17 protein-coding genes and 1 pseudogene are annotated in these 21,897 nt (G+C 75.7%); 11 read left to right on the forward strand and 7 right to left on the reverse strand.

The annotated features are described in order from the left end of the window. Position 1: 1 nt before the first annotated feature. The 7 genes and pseudogenes from MID12_RS00380 to MID12_RS00405 all read left to right on the forward strand — a co-directional run bounded on the left by MID12_RS00380 (position 2) and on the right by MID12_RS00405 (position 7,032). Positions 2 to 982, forward strand: a complete 981-nt coding sequence (locus MID12_RS00380; RefSeq protein ID WP_411577032.1) for a carbohydrate ABC transporter permease — start codon at positions 2 to 4, stop codon at positions 980 to 982. An 80-nt stretch (positions 983 to 1,062) separates the two neighbouring features. Then, positions 1,063 to 1,881: a carbohydrate ABC transporter permease gene (locus MID12_RS00385; protein WP_040255929.1), complete on the forward strand. Its 819-nt coding sequence runs from the start codon at positions 1,063 to 1,065 to the stop codon at positions 1,879 to 1,881. A gap of 121 nt (positions 1,882 to 2,002) precedes the next feature. Further along, positions 2,003 to 2,272: pseudogene (locus MID12_RS32350) on the forward strand (glycoside hydrolase family 20 zincin-like fold domain-containing protein); the annotation flags it as partial. Between the two features lie 87 nt (positions 2,273 to 2,359). Further along, positions 2,360 to 3,481, forward strand: a complete 1,122-nt coding sequence (locus MID12_RS00390; RefSeq protein WP_411577033.1) for a beta-N-acetylhexosaminidase — start codon at positions 2,360 to 2,362, stop codon at positions 3,479 to 3,481. 35 nt (positions 3,482 to 3,516) lie between these two features. Further along, positions 3,517 to 4,686, forward strand: coding sequence for a lactonase family protein (locus tag MID12_RS00395; protein WP_263164027.1), 1,170 nt, complete (start codon positions 3,517 to 3,519; stop codon positions 4,684 to 4,686). 142 nt (positions 4,687 to 4,828) lie between these two features. Next, the gene (locus MID12_RS00400; RefSeq protein ID WP_078844666.1) at positions 4,829 to 5,875 is read left to right on the forward strand and encodes a hypothetical protein; all 1,047 of its coding nucleotides are present in this window, start codon (positions 4,829 to 4,831) and stop codon (positions 5,873 to 5,875) included. Positions 5,876 to 6,048: 173 nt separating this feature from the next. Continuing rightward, on the forward strand, positions 6,049 to 7,032 hold the full coding sequence (locus tag MID12_RS00405) for an AfsA-related hotdog domain-containing protein (protein WP_263164032.1): 984 nt from the start codon (positions 6,049 to 6,051) through the stop codon (positions 7,030 to 7,032). A gap of 47 nt (positions 7,033 to 7,079) precedes the next feature. Here MID12_RS00405 and MID12_RS00410 read toward each other — a convergent pair whose 3' ends face one another. The 4 genes from MID12_RS00410 to MID12_RS00425 are packed head-to-tail and all read right to left on the reverse strand — an operon-like array spanning position 7,080 to position 11,770. Next, a complete protein-coding gene (locus MID12_RS00410; RefSeq protein WP_263164035.1) occupies positions 7,080 to 7,922 on the reverse strand; it encodes a 4'-phosphopantetheinyl transferase family protein in 843 nt (280 codons plus the stop codon). Next, positions 7,916 to 8,206, reverse strand: coding sequence for an acyl carrier protein (locus tag MID12_RS00415; protein WP_040246033.1), 291 nt, complete (start codon positions 8,204 to 8,206; stop codon positions 7,916 to 7,918). The genes MID12_RS00410 and MID12_RS00415 overlap by 7 nt, the downstream gene beginning before the upstream one ends. Before the next feature lie 31 nt (positions 8,207 to 8,237). Next, positions 8,238 to 9,956 carry an acyl-CoA dehydrogenase gene (locus MID12_RS00420; protein WP_263164039.1) on the reverse strand — a complete coding sequence of 573 codons (1,719 nt, stop codon included), beginning with the start codon at positions 9,954 to 9,956 and terminating at the stop codon, positions 8,238 to 8,240. Beyond that, positions 9,950 to 11,770: a fatty acyl-AMP ligase gene (locus MID12_RS00425; protein ID WP_263164040.1), complete on the reverse strand. Its 1,821-nt coding sequence runs from the start codon at positions 11,768 to 11,770 to the stop codon at positions 9,950 to 9,952. The genes MID12_RS00420 and MID12_RS00425 overlap by 7 nt, the downstream gene beginning before the upstream one ends. 288 nt (positions 11,771 to 12,058) lie before the next feature. Between MID12_RS00425 and MID12_RS00430 the strand changes: the two genes are divergently transcribed. From MID12_RS00430 to MID12_RS00445, 4 genes are all read left to right on the forward strand, one after another. Next, the gene (locus MID12_RS00430) at positions 12,059 to 14,626 is read left to right on the forward strand and encodes a BTAD domain-containing putative transcriptional regulator (RefSeq protein WP_263164044.1); all 2,568 of its coding nucleotides are present in this window, start codon (positions 12,059 to 12,061) and stop codon (positions 14,624 to 14,626) included. Between the two features lie 188 nt (positions 14,627 to 14,814). After that, on the forward strand, positions 14,815 to 15,051 hold the full coding sequence (locus tag MID12_RS00435) for a DUF6400 family protein (protein ID WP_411577034.1): 237 nt from the start codon (positions 14,815 to 14,817) through the stop codon (positions 15,049 to 15,051). After that, positions 15,048 to 15,272, forward strand: a complete 225-nt coding sequence (locus MID12_RS00440; RefSeq protein ID WP_040246037.1) for a hypothetical protein — start codon at positions 15,048 to 15,050, stop codon at positions 15,270 to 15,272. Before MID12_RS00435 ends, MID12_RS00440 begins: the two co-directional genes overlap by 4 nt. A 359-nt stretch (positions 15,273 to 15,631) precedes the next feature. After that, complete coding sequence (locus MID12_RS00445) at positions 15,632 to 15,856, forward strand: DUF5988 family protein (protein ID WP_040246038.1); 225 nt, start codon at positions 15,632 to 15,634, stop codon at positions 15,854 to 15,856. 52 nt (positions 15,857 to 15,908) lie between these two features. On the opposite strand, the gene MID12_RS00450 is transcribed toward MID12_RS00445, so the two are convergent. The 3 genes from MID12_RS00450 to MID12_RS00460 form a co-directional block, all read right to left on the reverse strand. Next, a complete protein-coding gene (locus MID12_RS00450) occupies positions 15,909 to 17,702 on the reverse strand; it encodes a condensation domain-containing protein (protein ID WP_263164080.1) in 1,794 nt (597 codons plus the stop codon). A 151-nt stretch (positions 17,703 to 17,853) separates the two neighbouring features. Beyond that, a complete protein-coding gene (locus MID12_RS00455) occupies positions 17,854 to 18,615 on the reverse strand; it encodes a thioesterase II family protein (protein WP_263164081.1) in 762 nt (253 codons plus the stop codon). A gap of 227 nt (positions 18,616 to 18,842) precedes the next feature. Beyond that, the gene (locus MID12_RS00460) at positions 18,843 to 21,566 is read right to left on the reverse strand and encodes an AAA family ATPase (protein ID WP_263164082.1); all 2,724 of its coding nucleotides are present in this window, start codon (positions 21,564 to 21,566) and stop codon (positions 18,843 to 18,845) included. Between the last annotated feature and the right edge of the window lie 331 nt (positions 21,567 to 21,897).

Raw genomic sequence — 21,897 nt, forward strand, 5'->3', positions numbered from 1 at the left:
CATCGTCCACGAGCCGGGCACCCCGTCGCCGGCCGCCGCCCCCGCGGCCCGGCGGCGGCCCCGGCCCCCGGCGGACCGGCCCCGCGCGAGCGACCGGAACTCGCCCTGGGCCTACGTACTGATCGCCCCCGCCGTGGCGGGCATGCTCTACCTGCTCCTGTATCCGCTGGCGCGGGCCGTGGTGATCTCCTTCCAGGACTTCCGGCTGCGCCAACTGATCGTCGGTGACGCCTCCTTCGTGGGGCTGCGCAACTACCGGGAGCTGCTCGGCGACGCCCGCTTCTGGGAGGTCGTCCGCCGGACCTTCCTCTTCATGGCCGTCAACGTCGTCCTCATCATGGTGCTCTCGATGCTGGTGGCGCTGATGATCGAGCGGCTGGGCCGCTTCGGGCGGACGGTGGTGCTCGGCTCGCTGGTGCTGGTCTGGGCGATGCCGGTGATCGCCGCGACCACCGTCTTCCAGTGGCTCTTCCACTCCCGCTTCGGCATCGTCAACGAGGTCCTCGTCAGCCTCGGCTTCAGCTCCTACGAGGGCTACGCCTGGCTCGCGCACGACAAGGCGGCCTTCGCCATCATCGTGACGCTGATCGTCTGGCAGTCGGTGCCCTTCGCCGCGATCACCCTCTACTCGGCGCTGACCACCGTGCCGCGCGAGCTGTACGAGTCGGCGCGGATCGACGGGGCGGGCGCGGGGCGGCTGTTCCGCTCGGTGACCTTCCCGCTGATCCGGCCGCTGTTCATGCTGGTGCTGTCCCTGGAGGTGATCTGGACCTTCAAGGCCTTCGTGCAGATCTGGGTGATGACCAAGGGCGGCCCCGGCGACGCCACCACCATCCTGCCCGTCTACGCGGTGCAGACCGCCCTGTCCAACCAGCGCTACGACCTCAGCTCCGCGGCCTCCATGGTCACCGTGCTGCTCATGAGCGGCGTCCTCGTCTTCTACTTCCGCCAGCTGTTCCGTCAGGAGGGCGAGCACCTGTGACCACCGCACCCGTCAAGACGGCCGCGCCCAGGGCCGGTTCGCCTGCCCCGCGCGCGGGCCGCGGCCGGCCGGTCCGCTGGATTCGCCGCTCGCCGCTGTACCTGGCGGCGACGGTGACCGTGGTGCTGTGCCTGTTCCCCGTCTACTGGATGGTCACCACCGCCTTCAAGCCCTCCCAGGACATCCAGTCCTACGACCCCCGGCTGGTCCCCGGGGACTGGACCTTCCGCCACTTCCAGGACGCGGTCTCCGCCGACGGCTTCGGGCTGTTCTGGCGCAACAGCATCCTGGTCACGCTCAGCGCGGTGCTGCTCGCCCTGCTGGTCGCGCTCGGCGCCGCCTACGCGGTGGCCCGGCTGCGCTGGCGCGGGCGCAGGCAGTTCATGCTGGCGGTCTTCCTCGCGCAGATGGCGCCCTGGGAGTCGCTGATCATCCCGATCTACATCATCTCCCGGGACACCGACATGCTCGACCGGCTGCCCACCCTGACCCTGATCTACTTCATGATCACGCTGCCGTTCACCGTGGTCGTGCTGCGCGGCTTCCTCGCGAGCATCCCGCCGGAGCTGGAGGAGGCCGCCCAGGTCGACGGCTGCACCCGCCTCGGCGCCTTCCGCAGGGTGGCCTTCCCGCTGCTGGCGCCCGGCCTGATGGCCACCTCGCTCTTCGGCTTCATCACCGCCTGGAACGAGTTCACCTACGCCAACTTCCTCATCATCAAGGAGCAGGACAGCCGGACCCTGCCGGTCTGGCTCTCCTCCTTCCAGTCCACCTTCGGCACCGACTGGGGAGCGACCATGGCCGCCTCCACCCTCTTCGCGCTCCCGGCGCTGATCATCTTCCTCGTCCTCCAGCGGCATGTGACCTCCGGTCTCGCCGCGGGCAGCGTCAAGGGCTGATCCCCGGCACCCCGTCCCGCGGCACCCGACCCTGGAGACCCCCGTGCACCTGCACCGCCCGGAACTCGCCCTGGTCCCCCGCCCCCGCTTCCTCAGCGCCCACCGCACCGGCGCCTTCCGCCTGGACACCGGCACCGGGCTGCGCCTCGGCCCCGGCACCGAACCGGCCGCGCGGCTCCTGCGCACCCTGCTCGCCCCGGCCACCGGGCTGCCGCTGCCCGCCGCCGCGGACGGCGCCTTCGTCCTCGTCCTCGATCCCGCGCTCAGCGGACTGGGCGAGGAGGGGTACGGGCTGACCGTCAGCCCGCACCGGGTGCTGCTGCGGGCGGCGCGGCCGGCCGGGCTGCTGCGCGGGGTGCAGACGGTGCGGCAGCTGCTGCCGCCGCAGGCGCTCGCCGCAGATCCCCAGCCGGGCGTGGAGTGGGCGCTGCCGTGTGTGGAGATCTCCGATGTGCCCCGGCACCCCTGGCGCGGCGCGATGCTCGATGTCGCCCGCCACTTCCAGCCCGTCTCCTATCTGCGGCGCTACGTGGACCTGCTCGCCCTGCACAAGCTGAACGTCTTCCATCTGCACCTCACCGACGACCAGGGCTGGCGGATGCCCGTCGCCGCCCACCCCCGGCTCACCGAGATCGGCGGCCACCGCGCCGAGTCGATGATCGGGCCCTCCCGCAGCACCCGCTACGACGGGACGCCGCACGGCGGGGCCTACACCGCGGCCGAGTTGCGGGAGCTGGTGGCCTACGCGGCGGCCCGCGGGGTGACGGTGGTCCCCGAGATCGAGATGCCCGGCCATGTGCGCGCCGCCCTCGCCGCCTACCCCGAGCTGGGCAACGACCCGGGGCGCACCCTCGACGTCTGGACCCGCTGGGGCGTCTGCGAGAACACCCTCGGCGTCTCGGACCACGTCCTCGACTTCTTCCGTACCGTCCTGGACGAGACCATGGAGATCTTCCCCTCCGAGCATGTGCACATCGGCGGGGACGAGTGCCCGACCACCGAGTGGGAGCGCAGCCCGGCCGCGCTCGACCGGGTCCGCCGGGAGGGCCTCGCGGGTCCCGGGGCGCTGCACCCCTGGTTCATGCAGCGGATGACCGACCACCTGGTACGGGCCGGGCGGCGGCCGGTGGCCTGGGCCGAGACCGGGACCACGCTGCCCGAGGAGTGCACGGTGATGAGCTGGCGCGAGCCCGCGCACGCCTGGGCCGCGGCCCGGCGCGGCCAGCACGTCGTCTTCGCCGACCACCGCGCCACCTACTTCGACTACGCCCGCGAGGAGGGCGATCCGGGGCTGCTCGCCCAGTCCGGCCTGGTGGTCGACCTGCCCGCCGTGCACGGACTCGACCTGACGCCGCCCGGGGACGGGGCCGCCGCCGCGGACCGCGTCCTCGGCGCCTCCGGCCAGTTGTGGACCGAACTGGTCGCCACCCCCGCGCACATCGAGTACCTGGTCTACCCCCGGCTGTGCGCCCTGGCCGACCGGGTCTGGGGCGGTGCGGGCGACTACGCGGACTTCACCGCCCGCCTGGACGGGCACCGCACCCGGCTCGACGCGCTCGAGGTCCCGCACGCCCGGCCGCCCTTCGCCACCGCCGCCTGACCGCTCCCCCCACCGACCGGAAGGACCCCCACACCATGACAGGCACCCCGCACCGCCCCTTGGGGACGGGCCGTCTCAGCCGCCGGACGCTGCTCGCCGCGACCGGCGCCGCCGCCGCGGTCGCCCTCACCTCCGGCCCGGCCCGCGCGGCACGCGCCGCCGCCACCGTGCCGCTCTACCTCGGGACCTACACCTCCTCGGGCGGCGGCCAGGGCATAGGCATCGCCGCCTTCGACCCGGGCACCGGGGCGATCACCGGGAAGGGCAGCCTGGCCGGGGTGAGCGACCCCTCCTTTCTCGCCTCGGCGCCCGGACACCTCTACGCGGTCAACGAGCAGCAGGGCTCGGTCACCGCGATCGCCGTGCGGGACGGCGAGTTGAGCGTCCTCGGCAGCAGCCCCACCGGCGGCGAGGGGCCCTGCCATCTGCTGGTCCACGGCGAGGGCGGCCATGTCCTGAGCGCCAACTACACCTCGGGCAGCGTGAGCGTCCACCCCCTCGCGGCGGACGGGAGCCTGCGGGAGGCCAGCGACCTCGTCCAGCACACCGGCTCGGGTCCGGACCCGGACCGCCAGGAGGGCCCGCACGCGCACATGGTCCTGGGCACGCCCTCCGGCCGGTTCGTCCTCGCGGTCGACCTGGGCACGGACAGCGTCTACACCTACCGCCTGGACACCGGCACCGGGAAGCTCGAAGCCGTCGTCCAGAACCGGGTGACCCCCGGGCTCGGCCCCCGGCACGCGGCCTTCCACCCCGGCGGCAGCCACCTGTACGTGGCCAATGAACTGGGCGACTCCCTCTCGGTCTGCTCCTACGACGACGCGAGCGGCGAGATCACCGTCCTGGACTCCCTGCCGACCGTGCCGTCCGGCGATCCCGCCGGGGAGCGCAACTACCCGGCCGAGGTCCTGCTCTCCCCCGACGGCGCCTACGTCTATGTCTCCAACCGGGGCCACGACAGCATCGCGCGCTTCGCGGTGGGCGGCGGCGGGGGCGAGCTGACCCTGCTCGACACGGTGCCCGCCCAGGGCTCCTACCCGCGCCACATCTCGCTGGACCCGACCGGCCGCTGGCTGTTCGCCGCGAACCAGAAGTCGGGCAGCGTCGGCGTCTTCGCCCGGGACGAGGCCACCGGCACCCTCAAGGCCGTCGGTACGCCCTTCGCGGCCCCGACTCCGGTGTGCGTCCTGCCTGTTGCGGACTGAGCCGGTCCGGGGGCGGGCCGGGCGGGGAGCCTCTAGGATCTCAGCGCTCGCCCCAACCGCCCTTGCGCGTACGGAACTTACCGGCGCCCGAGCCCTCGTGCCCGGGCGCCGGCGCGCGCACCCCACATCGAGGAGCTGGTCCATGCCCGCCACCCGAGGAAGCCTCGGCCGCCTGACCGGGGCGGCCCTGCTGACGGCCGCCTTCGCCGCCCCGCTCGCGGCGCACGCCAGCACCGGCGAGGGCGGCACCGGGGCGAACGCCCCGGCCGCCGCCGAGGACCGGACGCTGCGGGTCTACTCGAACAACATCGAGAACCTGGTGCGCAACAACTCCGACGGGAGCTGCACCCGGATCTCGGGACCGGACCACCTCTCCTCCCTCCTCGTCGACGACAGCGGCAAGACCGGCACGGCCGGGGTCAAGGCACCCGATCTGCTGATCGTCCAGCAGATCCGCGGGCGCGGTCAGGCCGACGCCTACGCCGACCAGCTCTCCGCCAAGTTCGGCCTGCCCAAGGGGACGTACAAGACGGTGCTCGCGAACGAGGACCCCGAGGAGTGGGGCGGTTCGCACCACTGCTCCTCGCAGGACCTCGGGAACCTGAAGAAGAAGCAGACCAACGGCATCCTCTACAACTCCCAGCGCCTGAACCTCGCCTCCGGTGACGTGGCGGACTACTGGAGCGCGGGCTGGCTCAAGCCGGGTACCGCCTACGCCGACGGCCAGGGCTGCACCCTCTACAAGCCGCCGAACGCCGACGAGGGCGCGACCAACGCGCACAAGTGGCGGCGCACCAGCGCCATCGCGGCCCGGTTCACCGTGAAGACCACCGGTACCAGCGTCTTCGCCGCCACCATGCACCTGCCGCAGGAGAACTCCGCGCACGCCTGCGCCGGGGACAAGGACAAGGGCATCGGCGGCACCGGCATCCACCTCGGCGCGGACGCCACCCGCCTGATGAACGCCTCCACCCTCCGCGTCGTCGGCATGGACGCCAACCGCTCCGGCATCCCCGCCGACACTCTCTCCGCCCAGGGCATGACCGGCTACGGCGCCAAGCCCACCCACGGCACCCGCAAGATCGACTACCTCTTCGTCCGCGGCACCGTGGCCCCCTCCCCCGTCGACCACACGGTGAACAGCACCAAGTCCAACCACCTGGGGCTGTACGCGATGCTCACGTACTGAGGCGCGCGCACCGAGGGGCTCCGAACCGGGGCCCGGCGGCCGGTGCCGGGGCACCGCAGTAGCTGACCAGCAGCAAACTGCCATCCGCGCGCCCTGGTACCGGCCCGGCTGTTGACCCAGTCTTGGACTGCACAGCTCTGTCCGGCAGCCGAGACCCCCGGGGAGGCCCCTTGGTGAGCGACTACGCGTCCGGTGCGGCGGTCCGCGCCCTACCGACCCGCCACCTCATCCACCGGCCGCGGTCCACGGCGCCCGGGCCCGCCGAGGAGTTCGTGCTCACCGGTGAACTCCCGCGCGCCCACCCGCTGTTCAACGACGGCCCGGGCACCTGGCACGAGCTGGCGGCGGCCGCGGAGATGGTGCGCGAGGCCGCGGAGTTCATCGGCCCGCAGCACTTCGGGATCGCCCCGCAGCGCACCGGCCTCTTCTACCGGTTCGGCATCGAGGCGGGCGACCTCGGCGCCTGGCGGACCGCGGCGGGCCCCGGACTGCTGACGGTCGCCATGACGGTCACCCCCGACAAGGTCATCGACCATGTGCCGCGCGCCCTGGAGTTCCGCGCCGCACTCGACATCGACGACCGCCCCGCGGGCACGGCCACCGCCCAACTGATCTTCCTGGCGCCCCTGCTCGGCGCGCGGCACCGCAGCACCAGCCGCCGGGAAGCCCTCGACGGCCACGAGACGCCCGCGTACGGGGATCCGGACCGGGCCCCGGCGGACCGGGATCCGGCGGCGCCTCCCGTGGAGCCCGCCTCGGTGGGCCGCCTCCGGCCGGACAACGTCCTGCTCCAGGACGCCGAGTTCGCCTCCAGCGGGCGGCTCTCGGCGCGGGTCCTGATCCCCCCGGCGCACCCGCTGCGGCCCCCGGCCGGGCATCCGGTCCCCTCCGCCCTGCTGCTCGAAGCGGTGCGCCAGTCCTCGCTGCTCGCCGCCCACCGCACCCACCGGCTCCCCATGGCCGGGCTGCTGCTCTCCTCGCTCGACGCACAGGTACGCGGCTACGCGGAGCCCGAACTCCCCCTGCGCTGCACGGCGATCGCGGGGGCCCCGCACCGGGCGGCCGACGGCAGCCGCCGGGCGCCCCTGACGCTGACCCTCAGCCAGCAGCGGCGCACCGTCATCGAGGCCACCGCCACGGTGACCCACCTGCCGTGACCCGGCCCGACGGCTCCCCGCCCGTCAGGGCCCGGGGCCGCCGCCCCTCAGGGCCCGGGGCCGTCGCCGTACAGCGCGGCGGTGACGGCCCCGGCCACCTCCGCGTCGAGGACCAGTCCCGGCGAAGGGGCGCGGCCCTCGTCGAGCAGGGCGGCGCTCACCCGGTAGGCCTCGCCGCCGCTCACCAGGCCGAAGCTGCCGAAGGACCACGCGGGGTCCGCGCCGGGGCGCCCGTCCGGGAGCAGCAGCCGCAGCGGCCCGTCCCCGAAGCCGAAGCCGAACTCGGTGAAGGGGAACTGCATGCCCTGCCCGATCGCCTTGGTGTACGCCTCCTTCAGGGTCCACAGCCGGACCAGTCCGGCATCGCCCGCGGCCTCCGGGAGGAGGGCGAGTTCACCGAGCTCCCAGGGCGTGCACAGCTGCCTGACCAGGCTCCGGGAGCGCAGCGCCCGGTCGGCGGCCTCGGCGTCGACGCCGAGGAGCCCCCGGGTGGTGAGCCCGGCGAGGAGGAGCCGCCCGGTGTGGCTGAGGCTGAGGCAGATCTCGTCGAGGCCGCGGACGCGGGGCCGCCCGGTGGGGTCGTGGCCGAGCTCCAACTCCCCGGGCCGGGTGTCCAGCGCGGCGGCCACCAGATGGGCGAGCAGGCGGCGCGAGGCGGCGAAGCGGGCGCGCGCCGCGCCGGGCAGGGCGAGGTAGCGCTCCCGGTCCCGGCCCCGCAGCGCACGGATGGCGGGGCTGTCCTGGTCCGCGGTCTCCCAGTCGGCGAGGCAGCCGTGCACCAGCGCGGTGCCGTGCCGCGCCAGGGCCTCACGGATGGCGTCCCGCCCGCCCTCGGCCGGGGTGACGGCGAGGGAGCGGTCGAGACCGGGGGCGGCCGGGGTGCTCACCACGGCCACCCCTCGGGCCGGTCGAGGTGCGCGCCCTGTGCGGTCAGATATCCGGCGAGGGCGGTCACGGTGGGGAGTTCGCGGGCGAGGCGGGGGTCGACGGCGAGGCCGAAGTCGTCCTCGATGTCGCCGCACAGGCTCAGCGCGCCCACCGAGTCGAGTCCGTACTCGACGAGGGGCACCGTGGGGTCGATACGGACCGGGGGCCGCTCCAGGTAGACCGAGAGCCGGTGGGCCAGCCAGCCGTGCAGGGCGGCGCTCTCGTACCAGGGGGCGGGGCGGGTCATCCGGTACTCCTCGGCGTACGGGGGCGGCGGGTCATCCGGCGAGGGCGGTGCGGTACAGGTCGAGGCTCTCCCGGCGGGCGCAGCGGGCGAGGACCTCGGCGTGCAGGCGGGCGGTGCAGGAGGCGGGCAGGTCCACGGCGGGGGCGCCGAGCCGGACGGCGAGTCGGTGCAGGGCGGCGGCGGCCCAGGCGGGGTCGGCGAGGAAGGGGTCGCCCGCGGCACGCCGGTGGCGCCAGACGCCGAGGACGGCCCCGGCGGCGAGCAGCAGCACACAGCGGTCGGCGAGCGCGAACCAGGCCGGGGCGGCGGCGTGACCGGGGCGGGGTGCGGGCAGCGCGCGGGCCGTATCCCTCAAGTCCAGCAGGTCCGCGCACAGTTGGCGGGTCAGGGTGGCCAGGGTGCGCCCCGCCGGGTCGTCCGGGAAGGGCTGCTCGGCGGTGGCGAGGAGGGCGGCGCCCAGTACGTCCCGGCGGGCCGCCGTGGTGAGCGGCGCATGGGCGAAGGGCGGCAAGGGGCCGCCGGGGTGGAAGAGTTCGCCGGAGGGCTCCGGCTCGCGCGACCAGGACTCCCGGGCGAGCAGCGGCAGTTGGGGGATGAGCGCGGCCCGGCAGCGCGCGGCGGCGCCGAGGGCGGGCAGGTCGCGCAGGTGCTTGGCGAGGATGCCCGCGCCGCCCTCCTCGCCGAGGATCCGGGCGCCGAGCAGGGTGGAGAGGTCCTGGAGGGTCCCGCGGAGCAGCCGGGGCAGGAGGCTCGCCGCGGCCGTCGAGCAGAGCGCGGATTCCGCGGGGCGCAGGTGCAGGGCGCGGGTGGCGGCGAGGGCGAGGCTGTCGCAGAGCAGCAGATCGGCGAAGGCGGCGCTGAGGACGGCGGCGGTGCGCCGGGGGTCGCGCCGTTCCGAACCGGCTTGCGGGCCACGCGAGTTGCGGTCCGCGCGTCCGGCGAGGGCGGCGGTGCGCAGGGCGGTGTCGGCGGCGCCTACGCACAGGGCCGCGGTCAGGGTCCGGGCGGTGCGCAGCGAGCGCAGGGCGAGCGGCATCCCGTCCCCGGGGTCGCCGAACAGGCTCCCGCCGGGTACCGGGCAGTCGGTGAACTCCAGGTCTCCGTACGAGATATGGCGCAGTCCGGGCCCGGGTGCGCGGGGGCGCAGGCGGGCGCGGTCCGGGGGCAGGGCGGCCGGGTCGAGCAGCAGGGCGGTGTGGCCGGTGCGCTCCGGTTCCCGGCGGGGGAAGACCACCAGCGCCCGGGCGCGCGGGAGTTGGGCGATCCCGGGTGCCTCGCCGCGGAGGCCGGGCCCGCGTACCTGGAGGGTGTGGTCCGCGAGTCCGGCCGGGGCCACGAGGGCGGCGCGCTCCCCGGAGCGCAACAGGGCGGCCAGGGCCGCGCGTTGGTCCGGACGCCCGGCCGCCCACACCGGCGAGGCCGCCGCGAAGGAGTCCAAGGCCCCGGCGCCCAGGGCGAGATCGCGCCGGGCCGCCGGCCGCAGTATCCGCAGCAGTCCCTCGGCGGAGTCGAAGTGGCCGCCGAGCGCGCGGGGGACGAGTTCCGCGCCCATCCCGAAGTCGTCGAGCAGGGCCTCGGCCTCCGCCGGCGGCTGCCCCCGGCGGTCGGCGGCGAGCAGCGCCCGGTGACCGGCGGGCCGGTGCGCGGCCGGGTCGCCGAGCAGGTCCTCCAGGCGGGCGGCGCGCACCGGGGGCGGCTCGGGGCGGCGGGCGACGCCGGTGCCCGGGGCACCGGCGTGGGTGCTCACCACGCGAGGTCCGCTTCGGCGGGCACCGGGCGCTGGAGCAGGTCGTGCCCGAGCGCGGTGTGCTCGGGGCGGACCAGGGCGCGGACATCGGGGGTGAGCGTCTCGTACAGGCTCTCCGTTTCGCCCGTGAGGAAGCGGGTGCGGGTGCGGGCGCGGTGCACCGTGCCGTCGGTGGTGCGGGAGACGGTGCCGGGGGCGACGAGGAGGATGTTCTCGGCGGGCACCTCGAACTCCTCGGCGATCAGCAGGCGGATCCGGGCGGCGAGGGCGGGCAGGCGGCCCGGGTCGGTGCGGTCGGCGCGGATCTCCTGGACGAGGACGAGGCGGGGGCGGTCCGCCTCCACGGTGAAGGCGGCGCCGACTCCGGTGCCGAGGGCGGGGCTCAGCTCGCGCGGGGCCGCCTCGATGTCGGCCGGGTGGATCGTGCGCCCCTCCAGGAAGAGGAGGTCCTTCAGGCGGCCGGTGACGTAGAGCTGCCCGGCCTCCAGGGCGCCGAGGTCGCCGGTGCGCAGATAGCCGCCCTCGCCGCTGTCGAGGGTGGCGTCGAAGGTCTCCGCGCCGTCCGGGGTGTCCGTGCCGCCTGGGGAGCGGTTCCAGTAGCCGCGGGCGACGCCCTCGCCGCGGACCCAGATCTCCCCGACCCGGCCGGGGGCCAGTTCGCTGCCGTCGGCCGGGTCCACGATCCGCAGCTCGCAGCCCGCGGGGCGGCCCAGGCCGACCAGGGCGCGGCTCGCGGCGCCGGGCGCGGCGGGCCGCAGTTCGCCCGCGGTGAGACGGGCGGCGTCGAAGTCCCGTACGGCATAAGGGAGTCCGGGCCGTCCGCAGCTCACGGCGAGGGCGGCCTCGGCGAGTCCGTAGCCGGGGCAGAGGGCCTCGGCGCGGAATCCGGCGGGCGCGAAGCGGCGGGTGAAGGCGACGAGCCCCGCGGGGCGCACCGGTTCCCCGCCGTCGAGGGCCAGCCGCCAGCCGGAGAGGTCGAGTCCCGCGGCCTGCTCCTCGGTGACCGCCTCGACGCACCGCTCGTAGGCGAAGTGGGGCGCGCCGCCGATGGTGATGCCGTGCTCGCCGATCGCCTCCAGCCAGCGCACCGGGCTCTTCCGGAAGGTCTCCGGGGGGAGTTGGACGCACCGGGTGCCCAGCCACAGGGCGTGCAGCAGGTGTGCGATCAGGCCCAGGTCGTGGAAGTGCGGCAGCCAGCCGCCGAGCCGGTCCGCGGGGGTGGAGCGGAGCATGTTCTGCAGGGTGGACTGCTGGGCGAGGAGGTTGCGGTGGCTGAGCAGGACGCCGCGCGGGCGGGTGGTGGAGCCGGAGGTGTACTGCACCAGGGCGAGGTCGCCGCCGGACCGCGCGGGGGGTTCCTCGCCACCGGGGGCGGTCGCCTCCGGCCGGTCCGCGGCCAGGCAGACCGTGTCGCCGAGGCCCGCCATCGCCAGCCGGAGCGAGAGGTCGGGGGCGTGCTCCTCGTCGGTGAGGACGAGGCGGGCGCCGCTGTCGCGCAGCACACCCGTGAGCCGGTGCAGGCGTTCGCCGCCCGGTCCCGGCACCGGTACGGGCACGGCGACGGCACCCGCGTAGAAGCAACCGGCAAGCGCCTTCAGGAAGTTGGGGCCCGGCGGGTGGGCGAGGAGGACGGGGCGACCGGGGGCGCCGAGGGCGCACAGGCGGTGGGCGAGGCTCCGGGCGGCGGCGTCGAGCGTCCCGTAGTCGAGGCGTTCGGGGGCGCCGCCGGAGGCGGGCAGGAAGACCAGGGCCTCGCGGCCCGGATGTGCGGCGGCCCGCTCGCGCAGCACCTCGGTGAACGTCGTGAACCCTGTCAACGCCTGCCCCCTCGCTGTCGCGACCGGCGGATCGGGGATGCCGGTGTGCTGCCGCCGCGGCCCCTCGCATGCTGCGGCCGGTGACTAAAGCGGTGCTTGCGGGTGGGCCGGAGCGCTCCTGCCACCGGAACGTACGCCTCCGGCGGGCCCCCGGAGCCCGGGCAGGGGTGGCGGCGGCCGGAACAGGGGCGGCCCGGGTGCCGTTCGGGGTGTGCGGGCTCCTACGGTGGAGGCAAGGGCGAGTGCGGCCGGGTGGGGGCCGGGGTCGCGAGGGGGACGGGGGCTCGGATGCGGTTCCAGGTACTGGGTCCCCTGGCGGTGCGGGCCGCCGAGCCGGGGCGGAGCACCCTCACCCCGCGCGCCGCCAAGCTCCGCGTGGTGCTCGCCACGCTCCTGGTGCGCCGCGGCGAGATCGTCTCGGTGGCCGGACTGATCGACGAGCTGTGGGGCGACAGGCCGCCGCGCACCGCGAAGACGACCCTCCAGGTGTACGTCTCCCAGCTGCGCAAGCGGCTCTTCGGCGGCGCCCCCGGCACCGGGACGCTGGAGACGCGGATGCCCGGCTACCTCCTCCAGGTGGACCCGGAGCAGCTGGACCTGAGCGCCTTCGAGTCCCTGCACGCGCGCGGGCGCGAGGCGATGGAGGACCGGGACTGGGACCGGGCGGCGGACCGGCAGCGCCGCGCCCTGGCACTCTGGCGCGGCCCGCTGCTCTCGGACACCCCGCACGGCGCCCTGCTTGGCACCGCCGCGACCCGGCTCGCCGAGCTGCGGACCAGCGCCCTGGAGCAGCGGATACGCGCCGAGCTGCACCAGGGCCGCCACCACGACCTGGTCGGTGAACTCCAGGGCCTGACCGCGGAGTTCCCGCTGCGCGAGGAGTTCCACGCGCATCTGATGGTGGCGCTCTACCGCACCGGGCGGCAGGCCGAGGCGCTGCGCGCCTTCGCCGCCCTGCGCCGCACCCTGGTCGAGGAGCTGGCGATCGAGCCGGGCCGCGCGCTCCAGGAGCTGCACCGCCGGATCCTCGCCGCCGACGAGACCCTGCTCGGCCCGCCGGAGGCACCGGTGGTGCTCACGGAGGCGCCGCAGACCGCGCCGGGGACGGCACCGGTACGCCTCCCGGACCGGGTGGCGGACGAACTCCCGCCGCCGGAACCGCTGTTCACCGGACGGACCGCCGCCCTGGACGCCCTCGGCGCGGAGCTGGCCGCGAGCGCGGGCGGCTGCGTCCTGGTGACCGGAGGGCCCGGGACCGGCAAGACGGCGCTGGCGCTCGCGGCGGCCCACGCGGCGGGCTTCCCGGACGGCCGGGTCCTGGTGGAGTGCGGGGCCGAGGGGGCGCCCCGCGACGAGGCCCGCCTGCTCGCCGAGGTGCTGCGCCGCTGCGGGGCCACCGGCACGCTGCCGGAGCACGGCGCCGAGCTGGCCGCACTGCTGCGGACGCTCACCGCCGGGCGGCGGCTGCTCCTCGTCCTGGACGGGGCCGACCGGGCGGAGCTGATCCTGCCCGTGTGCGCCGCCGCCCCCGGCAGCGTGGTCCTCGCGACCTGCCGCCGGAGCCCGGCGGGCGTCGAGGGCCGGACCCTCCGGCTCGGCGAGCTGGACCCGGCCGAGGCGCGGGAGCTGCTGCTCGCCGCCCGCAGGGCGCAGCAGGGGCCGGAGGCCTCCGGCGGCGCCCCGGATCCGGCCGTCCTGGACCGGATCGTGCGCCGGTGCGGGGCGCTGCCGGGCGCGCTGCGCGCCGCGGCCGGGCTGCTCCCGCTCCACCCGCACTGGGACGCCGACCGCCTCGCCGAGCGGCTGCGCGCGGAGGACACCCGGCTCGGGCTGCTGCGCCGCGGCAGCGCCCGCTTCGCCCGGTCCCTGGAGTCCGCGTACGGGACCGCCGCGGACCCGGCGGGCTTCCGGCTGCTCGGGCTGCTGCCGCCGGGGCCCTTCACGGTGCCCGCCGCCGCGGCGCTCTTCGGCAGCGGACCGGGGGCCGCGGAGGACCGGCTCGGCGCGCTGCTCGCCGAGGGCCTGCTCACCACCGTGCCCGCCGCCGCACCGGGCGGGGCCCGCTTCCGGCTGCCCGAGGCGCTGCGGCTGCTCGCCCTGGAGCGGCTGCACGCGGAGGACGAGGCACCGGTGCTGCGGGCCGCGACCGGTCGGCTCTGCGACCACCTGTCCACCCGGCTGGCGGCGGCGTACCACGGCGGCAGCCCGGAGCGCGCCGCGCACCCGGATCTCGTACGGCTCCTGGAGCGGGCCCATGACCTGGGGCTGTGGGCCCCGGTGGTGCGGCTCGCCGAGGCGCTCACCCCCTCCTTCGAGGAGCAGGCCGACTGGGGGCCCTGGCGGGAGGGCCACACCCGCGCCCTGGACGCGGCCCGGCGCGCGGGCGACCGCCGGGCCGAGGCGCGCCTGCGCCGCTCGCTGGGCGACCTGGCCTGGCAGCGGCGGGAGCACACCGCAGCCCGCGCGCACTACGCGGCCGCCCTCGCATTGGCGCGCGGGGTCCCGGACGCCGAGGAGACCGGCCGCTGCCTCGCCGGGCTCGCCGAACTCAGCCTGGACGCGGGCGGGTTCACCGAGGCGGCCCGGCTGCTCGACCTCGCGCTCGCGGCGAGCGGGGACGGCGGACGCGGCCGGTACGAGGCCCGGCGGGTGGGCGCGCTGCTGGCCCTGGACCGCGGGCGGCCCGAGGCGGCCGAGCGGCATTTCGCGGAGTGCCTGCGGCTGGCCGCGGCGCTCGGCGAGCCCCGCCTGGAGGCCTACGCCCGGCGCTGCCTGGCCGGGGTGCGCGACGCCCCCGGGAGCCCGGGCGGACTCGAACTGCGGCCCGGCGTCTGGCGGTTGCGCCCGGCCCACTGAACCGCGGCCCGGGTGACCGCCCGGCGGCGGGTTCCGGGGCACGGCCGCGGGCACGGCCTCAGGCGTGCAAACACGTAGCGGGACCGTACGCGGACGATCCGTGTCACACCGACCCCTACGTGACCTGGGTCATTGCACGGACCGGCGGAGCGGGGCGAGCCTTGGAGGTCAGCCCTGTGTTCCCGGTAGTGAAGGTGGTCCCCGTGAGCGAGTTCGCGTTCGGCGTCGACCTGACGGAGGGCGAGATGCGGCGCCGTGCCGCGGTCGTCGAGGCGCTCGGCTCCGACTGGGACCCGGTGGCCGTACTGGAGGGCGAGCGCGCCGCCCACGATCTGCTCTACTCCGGTCTCGACGCGGAGCAGCAGAAGACCTACGAGCTGCTCGTGGCCGCGGGTGTCCTGGAGGACCGGCAGGCCCGGCCGTGATGCCGCTCGACCCGATGGCGGACATCGGGCGCCGCGCCTGGCTGCCCTGCCCGAACTGCGATCACGGCGCGGACTGCGGTACCTGCGGCGCGGGCCGCAGCTGCACCCGGCACTGGCAGTACCTGCTGAGCAACAAGGGCCCGAGGGTCTTCCTCCAGTGCCCCGACTGCACCCACCTCTGGGACACCGACCCGCGCGGAGACGGCACCCGGAACCACTGAGCGACTGAGCGACTGAGCTTCCGAGCCGCGGGACCTCCCCGCTCACCGGTGTCCGCCGTACGGAAGTGTGACGCAGGCCGCACTTTAGCGGGCCATGGCTTCATCGGTGCCATGTCCGCCCGGGGCGGGCCGGACGGCCGGGGCGCGGCCCGCGCGAGCACGCGCGGACCCTTCACGGCCGTCGGGCCCCGGATCCGAGGGGACCGGACTCGCGAGCACCGCTGCAACAGAGGTGCGCGCGGGCCGGCGCGCAGGCCACCGGAGCCGGGCGCGCGGCCCCGGAGCGGGTCGCGGTCCACCGCGGTGCCGGGGCGGACCGGCAGGTTCCGACCCCGATCCGCACAAGGGAGCGCCCGCACATGACGCAGTCCGAGCAGCAGACCAATGTGATCCTCCGCGGTGGCCCGGCCGAGAACTACCCGCTGCACGAGCGGGAGCACTTCGTCGCCGACCCCGGCAGCAGGTTCAAGCTCCTCCGCGGCAACCGCTACGACCACTTCGAGGCGAGCGGCGAGACCGTGCGGCAGGGCGGCCGTGAACTCCTCGTCCTGGACTGGAGCGCCACCACGTACGTCGCCGAGTGAGCGGGCGGCGCCGCGGTCCGTCCGCGGCGCCGCCGACGTGCGGGGAGGGACCTCAGGCGCGGGGGCCCTCCCCGCACGGCTGCCCTCCGGGCGGCTCGTCGCCTCGCTCGTCGTCGTCGGCGGCGTCCTGCTCGGCGCGGGTGAAGGCCTCGGCGAGACCGGCGGCGGTCGGGGCGTCGAAGAGGGCGCAGACGCCCAGTTCGATGCCGAGCCGGGCGCGGACCCGGCTGAGGACGCGCATGCCGAGCAGGGAGTCCCCGCCCAGCTCGAAGAAGTCGTCCTCGGGTTCCACCTCCTCCACGGCGAGCACCTCGGCGAGGATCCGGCACAGGCTCGACTCCAGCGGGGTCGCCGGGGGCCTGGCCCGGGCCGCCGCCGCGGCGCACAGGTCCTCGCCGGGCCCCTCCCCCGGTGCCGCGGCGACCTCCTCCCGGCGGTGGCCGAGGCGCTCGCGTCTGCTGCGGCGCATCCGTGAACCGGGCTGCTCCGCCTCGGCGGTGGCGAAGGGACCGCGCTGCTCGGGGCCGAGGAGCTCCTCGGTGCCGGGCGGCGGGAGCGGCTCGCGTACGGCGGTGCGCAGCAGGGTGTGCAGCTCGCCCGCGAGGGACTGGGCGGTCGGGTGGTCGAAGCGGTCGGCGGCGTAGGTGAGCACCGCGGTCATGCCCTGCGGGGTGCCGTCCCCGGCGCGGCGCTGGGTGAAGGCGAGATCCAGTTCGGCCGGGGCGGTGCGGCGGGCGGGCTCCTCGCGGGTGAACTCCGGTTCCCCGGCGGGCTCCTGGGCGCGTTCGGTGCGCAGCGACAGCAGGACCTGGACGAGCGGGGCGCGGGCGGCGGCCGAGGCCGGGGCGATCTCCTCGGCGAGCAGGTCGAAGGGGACGTCGCCGTGGGCGTAGGCGAACAGGACGCGTTCGCGGACCCGGGCGAGCAGTTCGCGGAAGGACGGCTTGTCGGCGGTGTCGGAGCGGATCACCAGGGTGTTGGTGAAGCAGCCGACGACCCCTTCGAGGACCTCGTCGGCGCGGCCCGTCACGGGTGAGCCGACCGGGATGTCCTCGCCCGCGCCGAGGGAGGTCAGCAGGGCGGCCAGGGCGGCGTGCAGCACCATGAAGAGGGTGGCCCTGCTGCCGCGCCCCAGGTCGAGGAGGTCCCGGTGCAGGGCGGCCCCGACCTTGAAGCGCACGCAGCCCGCCGGGCTCTCCCACCGGGCGGGCCCCGGCCGGTCCGCGGGCAGGGTGAGCCGCTGCGGCAGCCCGGCGAGGGCCGTGCTCCACTCGCCGAGCTGACGGCTGAGCAGGCTGTCCGGGTCGCGCAGATCGCCGAGGACCTCGCGCTGCCACAGCGCGAAGTCGGCGTACTGCACCGGCAGCGGCTTCCAGGACGGCGGCGCGCCCTCGCGGCGGGCCGCGTACGCCTCGCGGAGCCCGGTGAGCAGCAGGGAGAGGGAGTCCTCGTCGGCGGCGATGCGGTGCAGCACCACCAGGAGTACGTGGCTGCCGCCGGGGAGGCTGAACAGGTGGGCCCGCAGCGGGATGCCGGTCCGCAGGTCGAAGGGTTCGGCGCTCACCCGGCGCAGGTCCTCGGTCAGCCGCTCCTGGCCGCTCTCCTCGACCGGCAGCGGGAGCGGGGCCTCGGTGAGGATCTGCTGGTAGGGCACCCCGGCGCGTTCGGGGAAGACGGTGCGGAGGATCTCGTGCCGGGCGACGAGGTCGGTCAGCGCGAGGCGCAGGGCGCGCACGTCGAGCGGGCCGGAGTGCCGCAGCACCAGCGGCAGATGGCAGGCCTCGTGGCCGGTGCCCAGCCGGTCAGCCGGCCACAGCCGGTTCTGGGCATGGGACAGCGGGATCACGGTTCCTCCTCCGGGCCGGCGGCTCACGCCCACGCGGCCCGCTGCGGCTCGCGCGTTCCGGCGGCGGAGCGGCGGCCGGGCGGGGGCATGCCTCGCCGCGGCTTTGCCGCCGCTCAGCAGGTGGGGTCCGGTGGCGCGGCGTACGGGCTGGTCAGTGGGTGAGTCCGGCCGTCGCGGTCCGCAGCGCCGCGGCGACATAGGACCGCACGCGGTCCAGGTGGTCCTGGAAGGCGAAGTGGCCGCCGGAGAGCACCATCAACTCGCAGGGCCCGGTGGTGATCTCGCTCCATTCGGAGAGCGCCTCGACGGGGACGTACGGGTCGGCGTCGCCGCCGATCGCGGTCACCGGGCAGGACAGCGGGGCACCGCCGCGCTCCCGGTAGACATCGCAGAGTTCGAAGTCGGCACGGAGCAACGGCGAGAGATGGTCGAGGAGTTCGGGGTTCTGGAAGACGGCCGCGGGCGTCCCGCCGGTGGTGCGCAGCCACTCCCGGAACTCGTTCTCGGGCAGCGTGTGCAGGGCGCGGCCGGTGGTGCGGTGCCGCCGTCCGGGGATGCCGCTGCCGGACTGGAAGAGGCGGACCGGCGCGGGGTAGCCCTCGGCGGCCAGGCGCCGGGTGAGTTCCAGGCTGAGCAGGGCGCCCATGCTGTGGCCGAAGAGGGCGTAGGGGCGGTCCAGGAGCGGGGTGAGGCGGTCGAGGAGGAAGTCGACCAGGTCGTCGACCCGGCGCAGCAGCTTCTCGTCCGACTCGATGCCGCGGCCCGGGAGTTCGAGGGGCCGCACATCGACGTCCGGTGCGAAATCTCTCTGCCAGGCCCGCTGGTAGAAGACGGCGCTGCCTCCGGCCCACGGAAGGCAGAACAGCCGCACGGGTGCGTCCGGCGCCTGAACGTCCCAGGGGTGACGGACCATCGGCTCTCTCCCAGCTCACTCTTCGGCTTGACCCCTCGACGCTACGGACGGGTAGACGGGCTCCACACCCCTGAGTAACCCCCTCAGAGCCCCAGTACGGACCCTGCCGGCAGGGGAAGTCGAGGGCGCGCCGCCGAACGCCGTCGGACCCGGCGCTCGGGCCGGGTCCGACGGTGCCGCGCATGGGCTGACGTACGGTCATATTCCGTACGCAGCAGTCGAGTTGACTAACCCGCGTGCTCCAGGGTCTCGAAGTGCAGGTCCATCGGCAGTTCCTGGCGGCGGGTGATGTTGAGCTTGCGGTAGACGCGGGTGAGGTGCTGTTCGACGGTGCTCACGGTGATGTAGAGCTTCGCCGAGATCTCCCGGTTGGTGTAGCCGTAGGCGGCCAGCGAGACCACCCGCTTCTCCGACTCGCTGAGCTGGTCGGTGTCGCTCGCACCGGCCTCGGCGGGCTCCTTCTCGGGGGTGTTCGGCTTGCGGTCCTGGCCGCCCTGGCCGGGGAGTATCTGCTCGGCGAGCGGGACGGCCCCGCACTGCGCGGCCAGGTGCCAGGCGCGCCGGGTGACCATGGCGGCCCGGGTGCCCTCCCCCATCATCTGCAGCGAGCGGCCCAAGTCGGCGAGGGCGCGGGCGAGTTCGAAGCGGTCGCCGGAGCGGCGGAGTTCGTCGACCGCGCGGGTCAGCAGCTTGGGGCGCTGGCGCAGCGGGGTGGTCGCCGCCCTCAGCCGCAGGGTGACCCCGCGCAGCCGGGGGCCGCGGGCGTCCGGGGTGGCGAGCTGTTCGAGGACGAAGCGCTCGGCCTGCCGGTGCTCCCCGAGGGCGAGCAGCGCCTCGGCGGCGTCGGTGCGCCAGGGCAGCTGCTGCGGCCGGTCCAGGCCCCAGCGGCGGGCCAGCCTGCCCGCGTCGAGGAACTCCCCGAGCGCGGCCTTGTGGCGGTGGGTCGCCAGGTAGTAATGGCCGCGGGCGCGCAGGAAGTTGAGGGAGTAGACGCTGGTGAAGAGCTCCTCGGGCACGGAGGTCTGGAGCTGGCGGGCCACCGCGTCGTAGCTGCCCCGCGCGGTCTGCGCGAGCACGAGGGTGGCGAGCGGACCGAACTGGAAGAGGCCGCCGCGGTCGGCGACCGCCTCCATCGCGGCCTCGGCCTGCTGCTCCGCGCCCGCGAGGTCGCCGAGGCGCAGCTGCGCCTCGGCCTGGAGGTAGCCGAAGACGGCGTTCCAGCCGGGGGCGGTGCTGCCCTCGGGGCGCAGCGTCCGGCACCAGGTCACCGCGCGGTCGGCGTGGTCGGTGTGCACCAGGGTGCGGACCGCCTGGACCATCGGGTCGAAGGTGCTCTGGGCCAGCGGGGTGCCTTCGAGGAGCTTGTCGATGGCCTGCTCGTCGGCCTGGGTGCCCGGGTGGGTCCACAGCGAGGCCGAGGAGCGCAGCTCGGCGGAGACCGTGCGCACCGGCTCGGCGGGCTGCTCGGCGCCGCTCTCCCCGGCGGCCGGGGCGGGCGCGGGCTTGTCCTCGGTGGGCGGCAGCGCGAAGAGTCCGCGCAGCGGGTCCTCCCGGGTGCACTGGGCCCCGCCGCCGGAACCGGTGGCGCGGGCCAGGTACTCCAGGGCCTCGGCGGCCTCCTCGATCCGCCCCTGGGTGACCAGGAGCCGGGCGAGGTGCCCGGCGGCGGCCGCGCCGAGGCGTGCGGCGCGCAGCGCGGCGAGCGGGCCCTTCAGGTGCGCCTCGGCGGCTGCCGGGTCGAAGCGCCAGGTGACGGCGGCGAGCCGCAGGTCGAGGTCCCAGTCGGTGCTCTCGTCCGCGCAGCCGCTGCGGGCCAGTTCCAGGCAGGCCACCGCGTGCCGGGAGTCGTCGCCGGTGACCAGGGACTGCCGGGCGGCCTCGTGGAGCACGCGCACCGCCCGGGGGCCCTCGGCGGTCCCGGCGGCGAGCAGGTGCCGGGCGACCGAAGCGGCCCGTACCCCGGCCTCGTCGAGGATGTGCGCGGCGCGGCCGTGCAGGGCGGTGCGTTCGGCCGCGGGCAGGTCGTCGAGGACGGCGGCGGCCACGGCCGGGTGGCTCAGGCGGCAGTCGCGGGTCAGGCCCGCGCTCTCCAGGGCGGTCAGGCCCTGCCGGGCGCGGCTGGGGGTGGTGCCGGCCAGCCGGGCCGCCAGTTCCGGGGTGGCGTGCTCACCGAGGACCGCGACGGCGCGGGCCAGTTCGCGCACTCCGGAGCCGCTGCGGTGCAGGCAGGTGAGCAGCGCCTTGGTGAAGGGGCCCCCGGCTTCGGGCGCGGGCCACTCCTGCGACTCCCGCTGCGGCAGGGGCTGTTCGGCGAGCAGGGCGCGCAGCAGCAGCGGGTTGCCGCCGCTGAGGGCGTGCAGCCGCTCCGCGGGCGGCGCGGCCACCGGGGCACCGGCGTGCTCGGCGAGGAGCGCGGCGGTTCCGGCGGGGCTCAGATGGGTGAGCGGGATCCGTACGAAGCCGGGGTGGCGCAGCAGTTCGGTGCCGAGGACGGGGCTGTCGGTGCGCTCGTGCAGGGGGCCGGTGAGGATCAGCAGGATCCGCTGGCGGCGCACCACGCGGGCGAGGTGGAGGAGGTAGCCGAGGGAGGGCCCGTCGGCGTGCGGGAAGTCGTCGACGCACAGGACCACCGGTGCGTCCTCGGCCGCCTCGGCGAGGGTCTCGGCGAACTCCTGGTGGGTCGGGATGCTCCGCTGCTGTCCGCCGCGCGGGGCCAGCGGGGCGAGCAGCCTGCGCAGCAGTCCGTGCGGGAGTGCCTCGCCCTCGGCGCCGCCGCCGTACAGGACGCGGGCGCCGCGCTCCTGGGCGAGGTCGGCGCACTCCTTGAGGAACTCGGTGCGGCCGCAGCCGACCGCCCCCTCCAGAAGGACGATTCCGGCCGTCCCGGAAAAAGTTGAGTCGAGCGCCTTTTCGACGCGTGTGAATTCCTTGTCACGGTCGTAAAGAGTCACGGACCGCCTCCCCCGAAGCCAAAGTTTTCCTACCGGTCAGCCGCGCTCTCATCCTACGAACCGGTGAAGGGGCAACCGGTGGCCACAAGTTGCGGGACATCTTCTGACGCCGGGCACACAGAGTTCCCACACAGCTGCCGGGCAGGCCCTGGGGGCGGGTGTTAGCGGCCTGATAATTCTGGTTATGCCTGGCTGAAAACCTGGGCCTGGTCCTCTCGTTCAGCCAGGTCGCGGCGGTGCGGCGGCATATGCGCCCGCGAGGGGCGGCCTGAACGCAAGGTTCCGCTCGGGGGTACGGCGTGTGCACCGGGCTCCGGCGAGGGCGGCGGCA

It is taken from the genome of Streptomyces sp. SCSIO ZS0520, assembly GCF_025643355.1.
GTDB classification, from domain to species: Bacteria; Actinomycetota; Actinomycetes; order Streptomycetales; family Streptomycetaceae; genus Streptomyces; species Streptomyces physcomitrii.

Coding starts and splice junctions, on each gene's coding strand:
- MID12_RS00390 (WP_411577033.1), top strand. CDS start 2,360: ATGCTCGATGTCGCCCGCCACTTCCAGCCCGTCTCCTATCTGCGGCGC.
- MID12_RS00395 (WP_263164027.1), top strand. CDS start 3,517: ATGACAGGCACCCCGCACCGCCCCTTGGGGACGGGCCGTCTCAGCCGC.
- MID12_RS00400 (WP_078844666.1), top strand. CDS start 4,829: ATGCCCGCCACCCGAGGAAGCCTCGGCCGCCTGACCGGGGCGGCCCTG.
- MID12_RS00415 (WP_040246033.1), bottom strand. CDS start 8,206: ATGACCCGCCCCGCCCCCTGGTACGAGAGCGCCGCCCTGCACGGCTGG.
- MID12_RS00430 (WP_263164044.1), top strand. CDS start 12,059: ATGCGGTTCCAGGTACTGGGTCCCCTGGCGGTGCGGGCCGCCGAGCCG.
- MID12_RS00445 (WP_040246038.1), top strand. CDS start 15,632: ATGACGCAGTCCGAGCAGCAGACCAATGTGATCCTCCGCGGTGGCCCG.
- MID12_RS00455 (WP_263164081.1), bottom strand. CDS start 18,615: ATGGTCCGTCACCCCTGGGACGTTCAGGCGCCGGACGCACCCGTGCGG.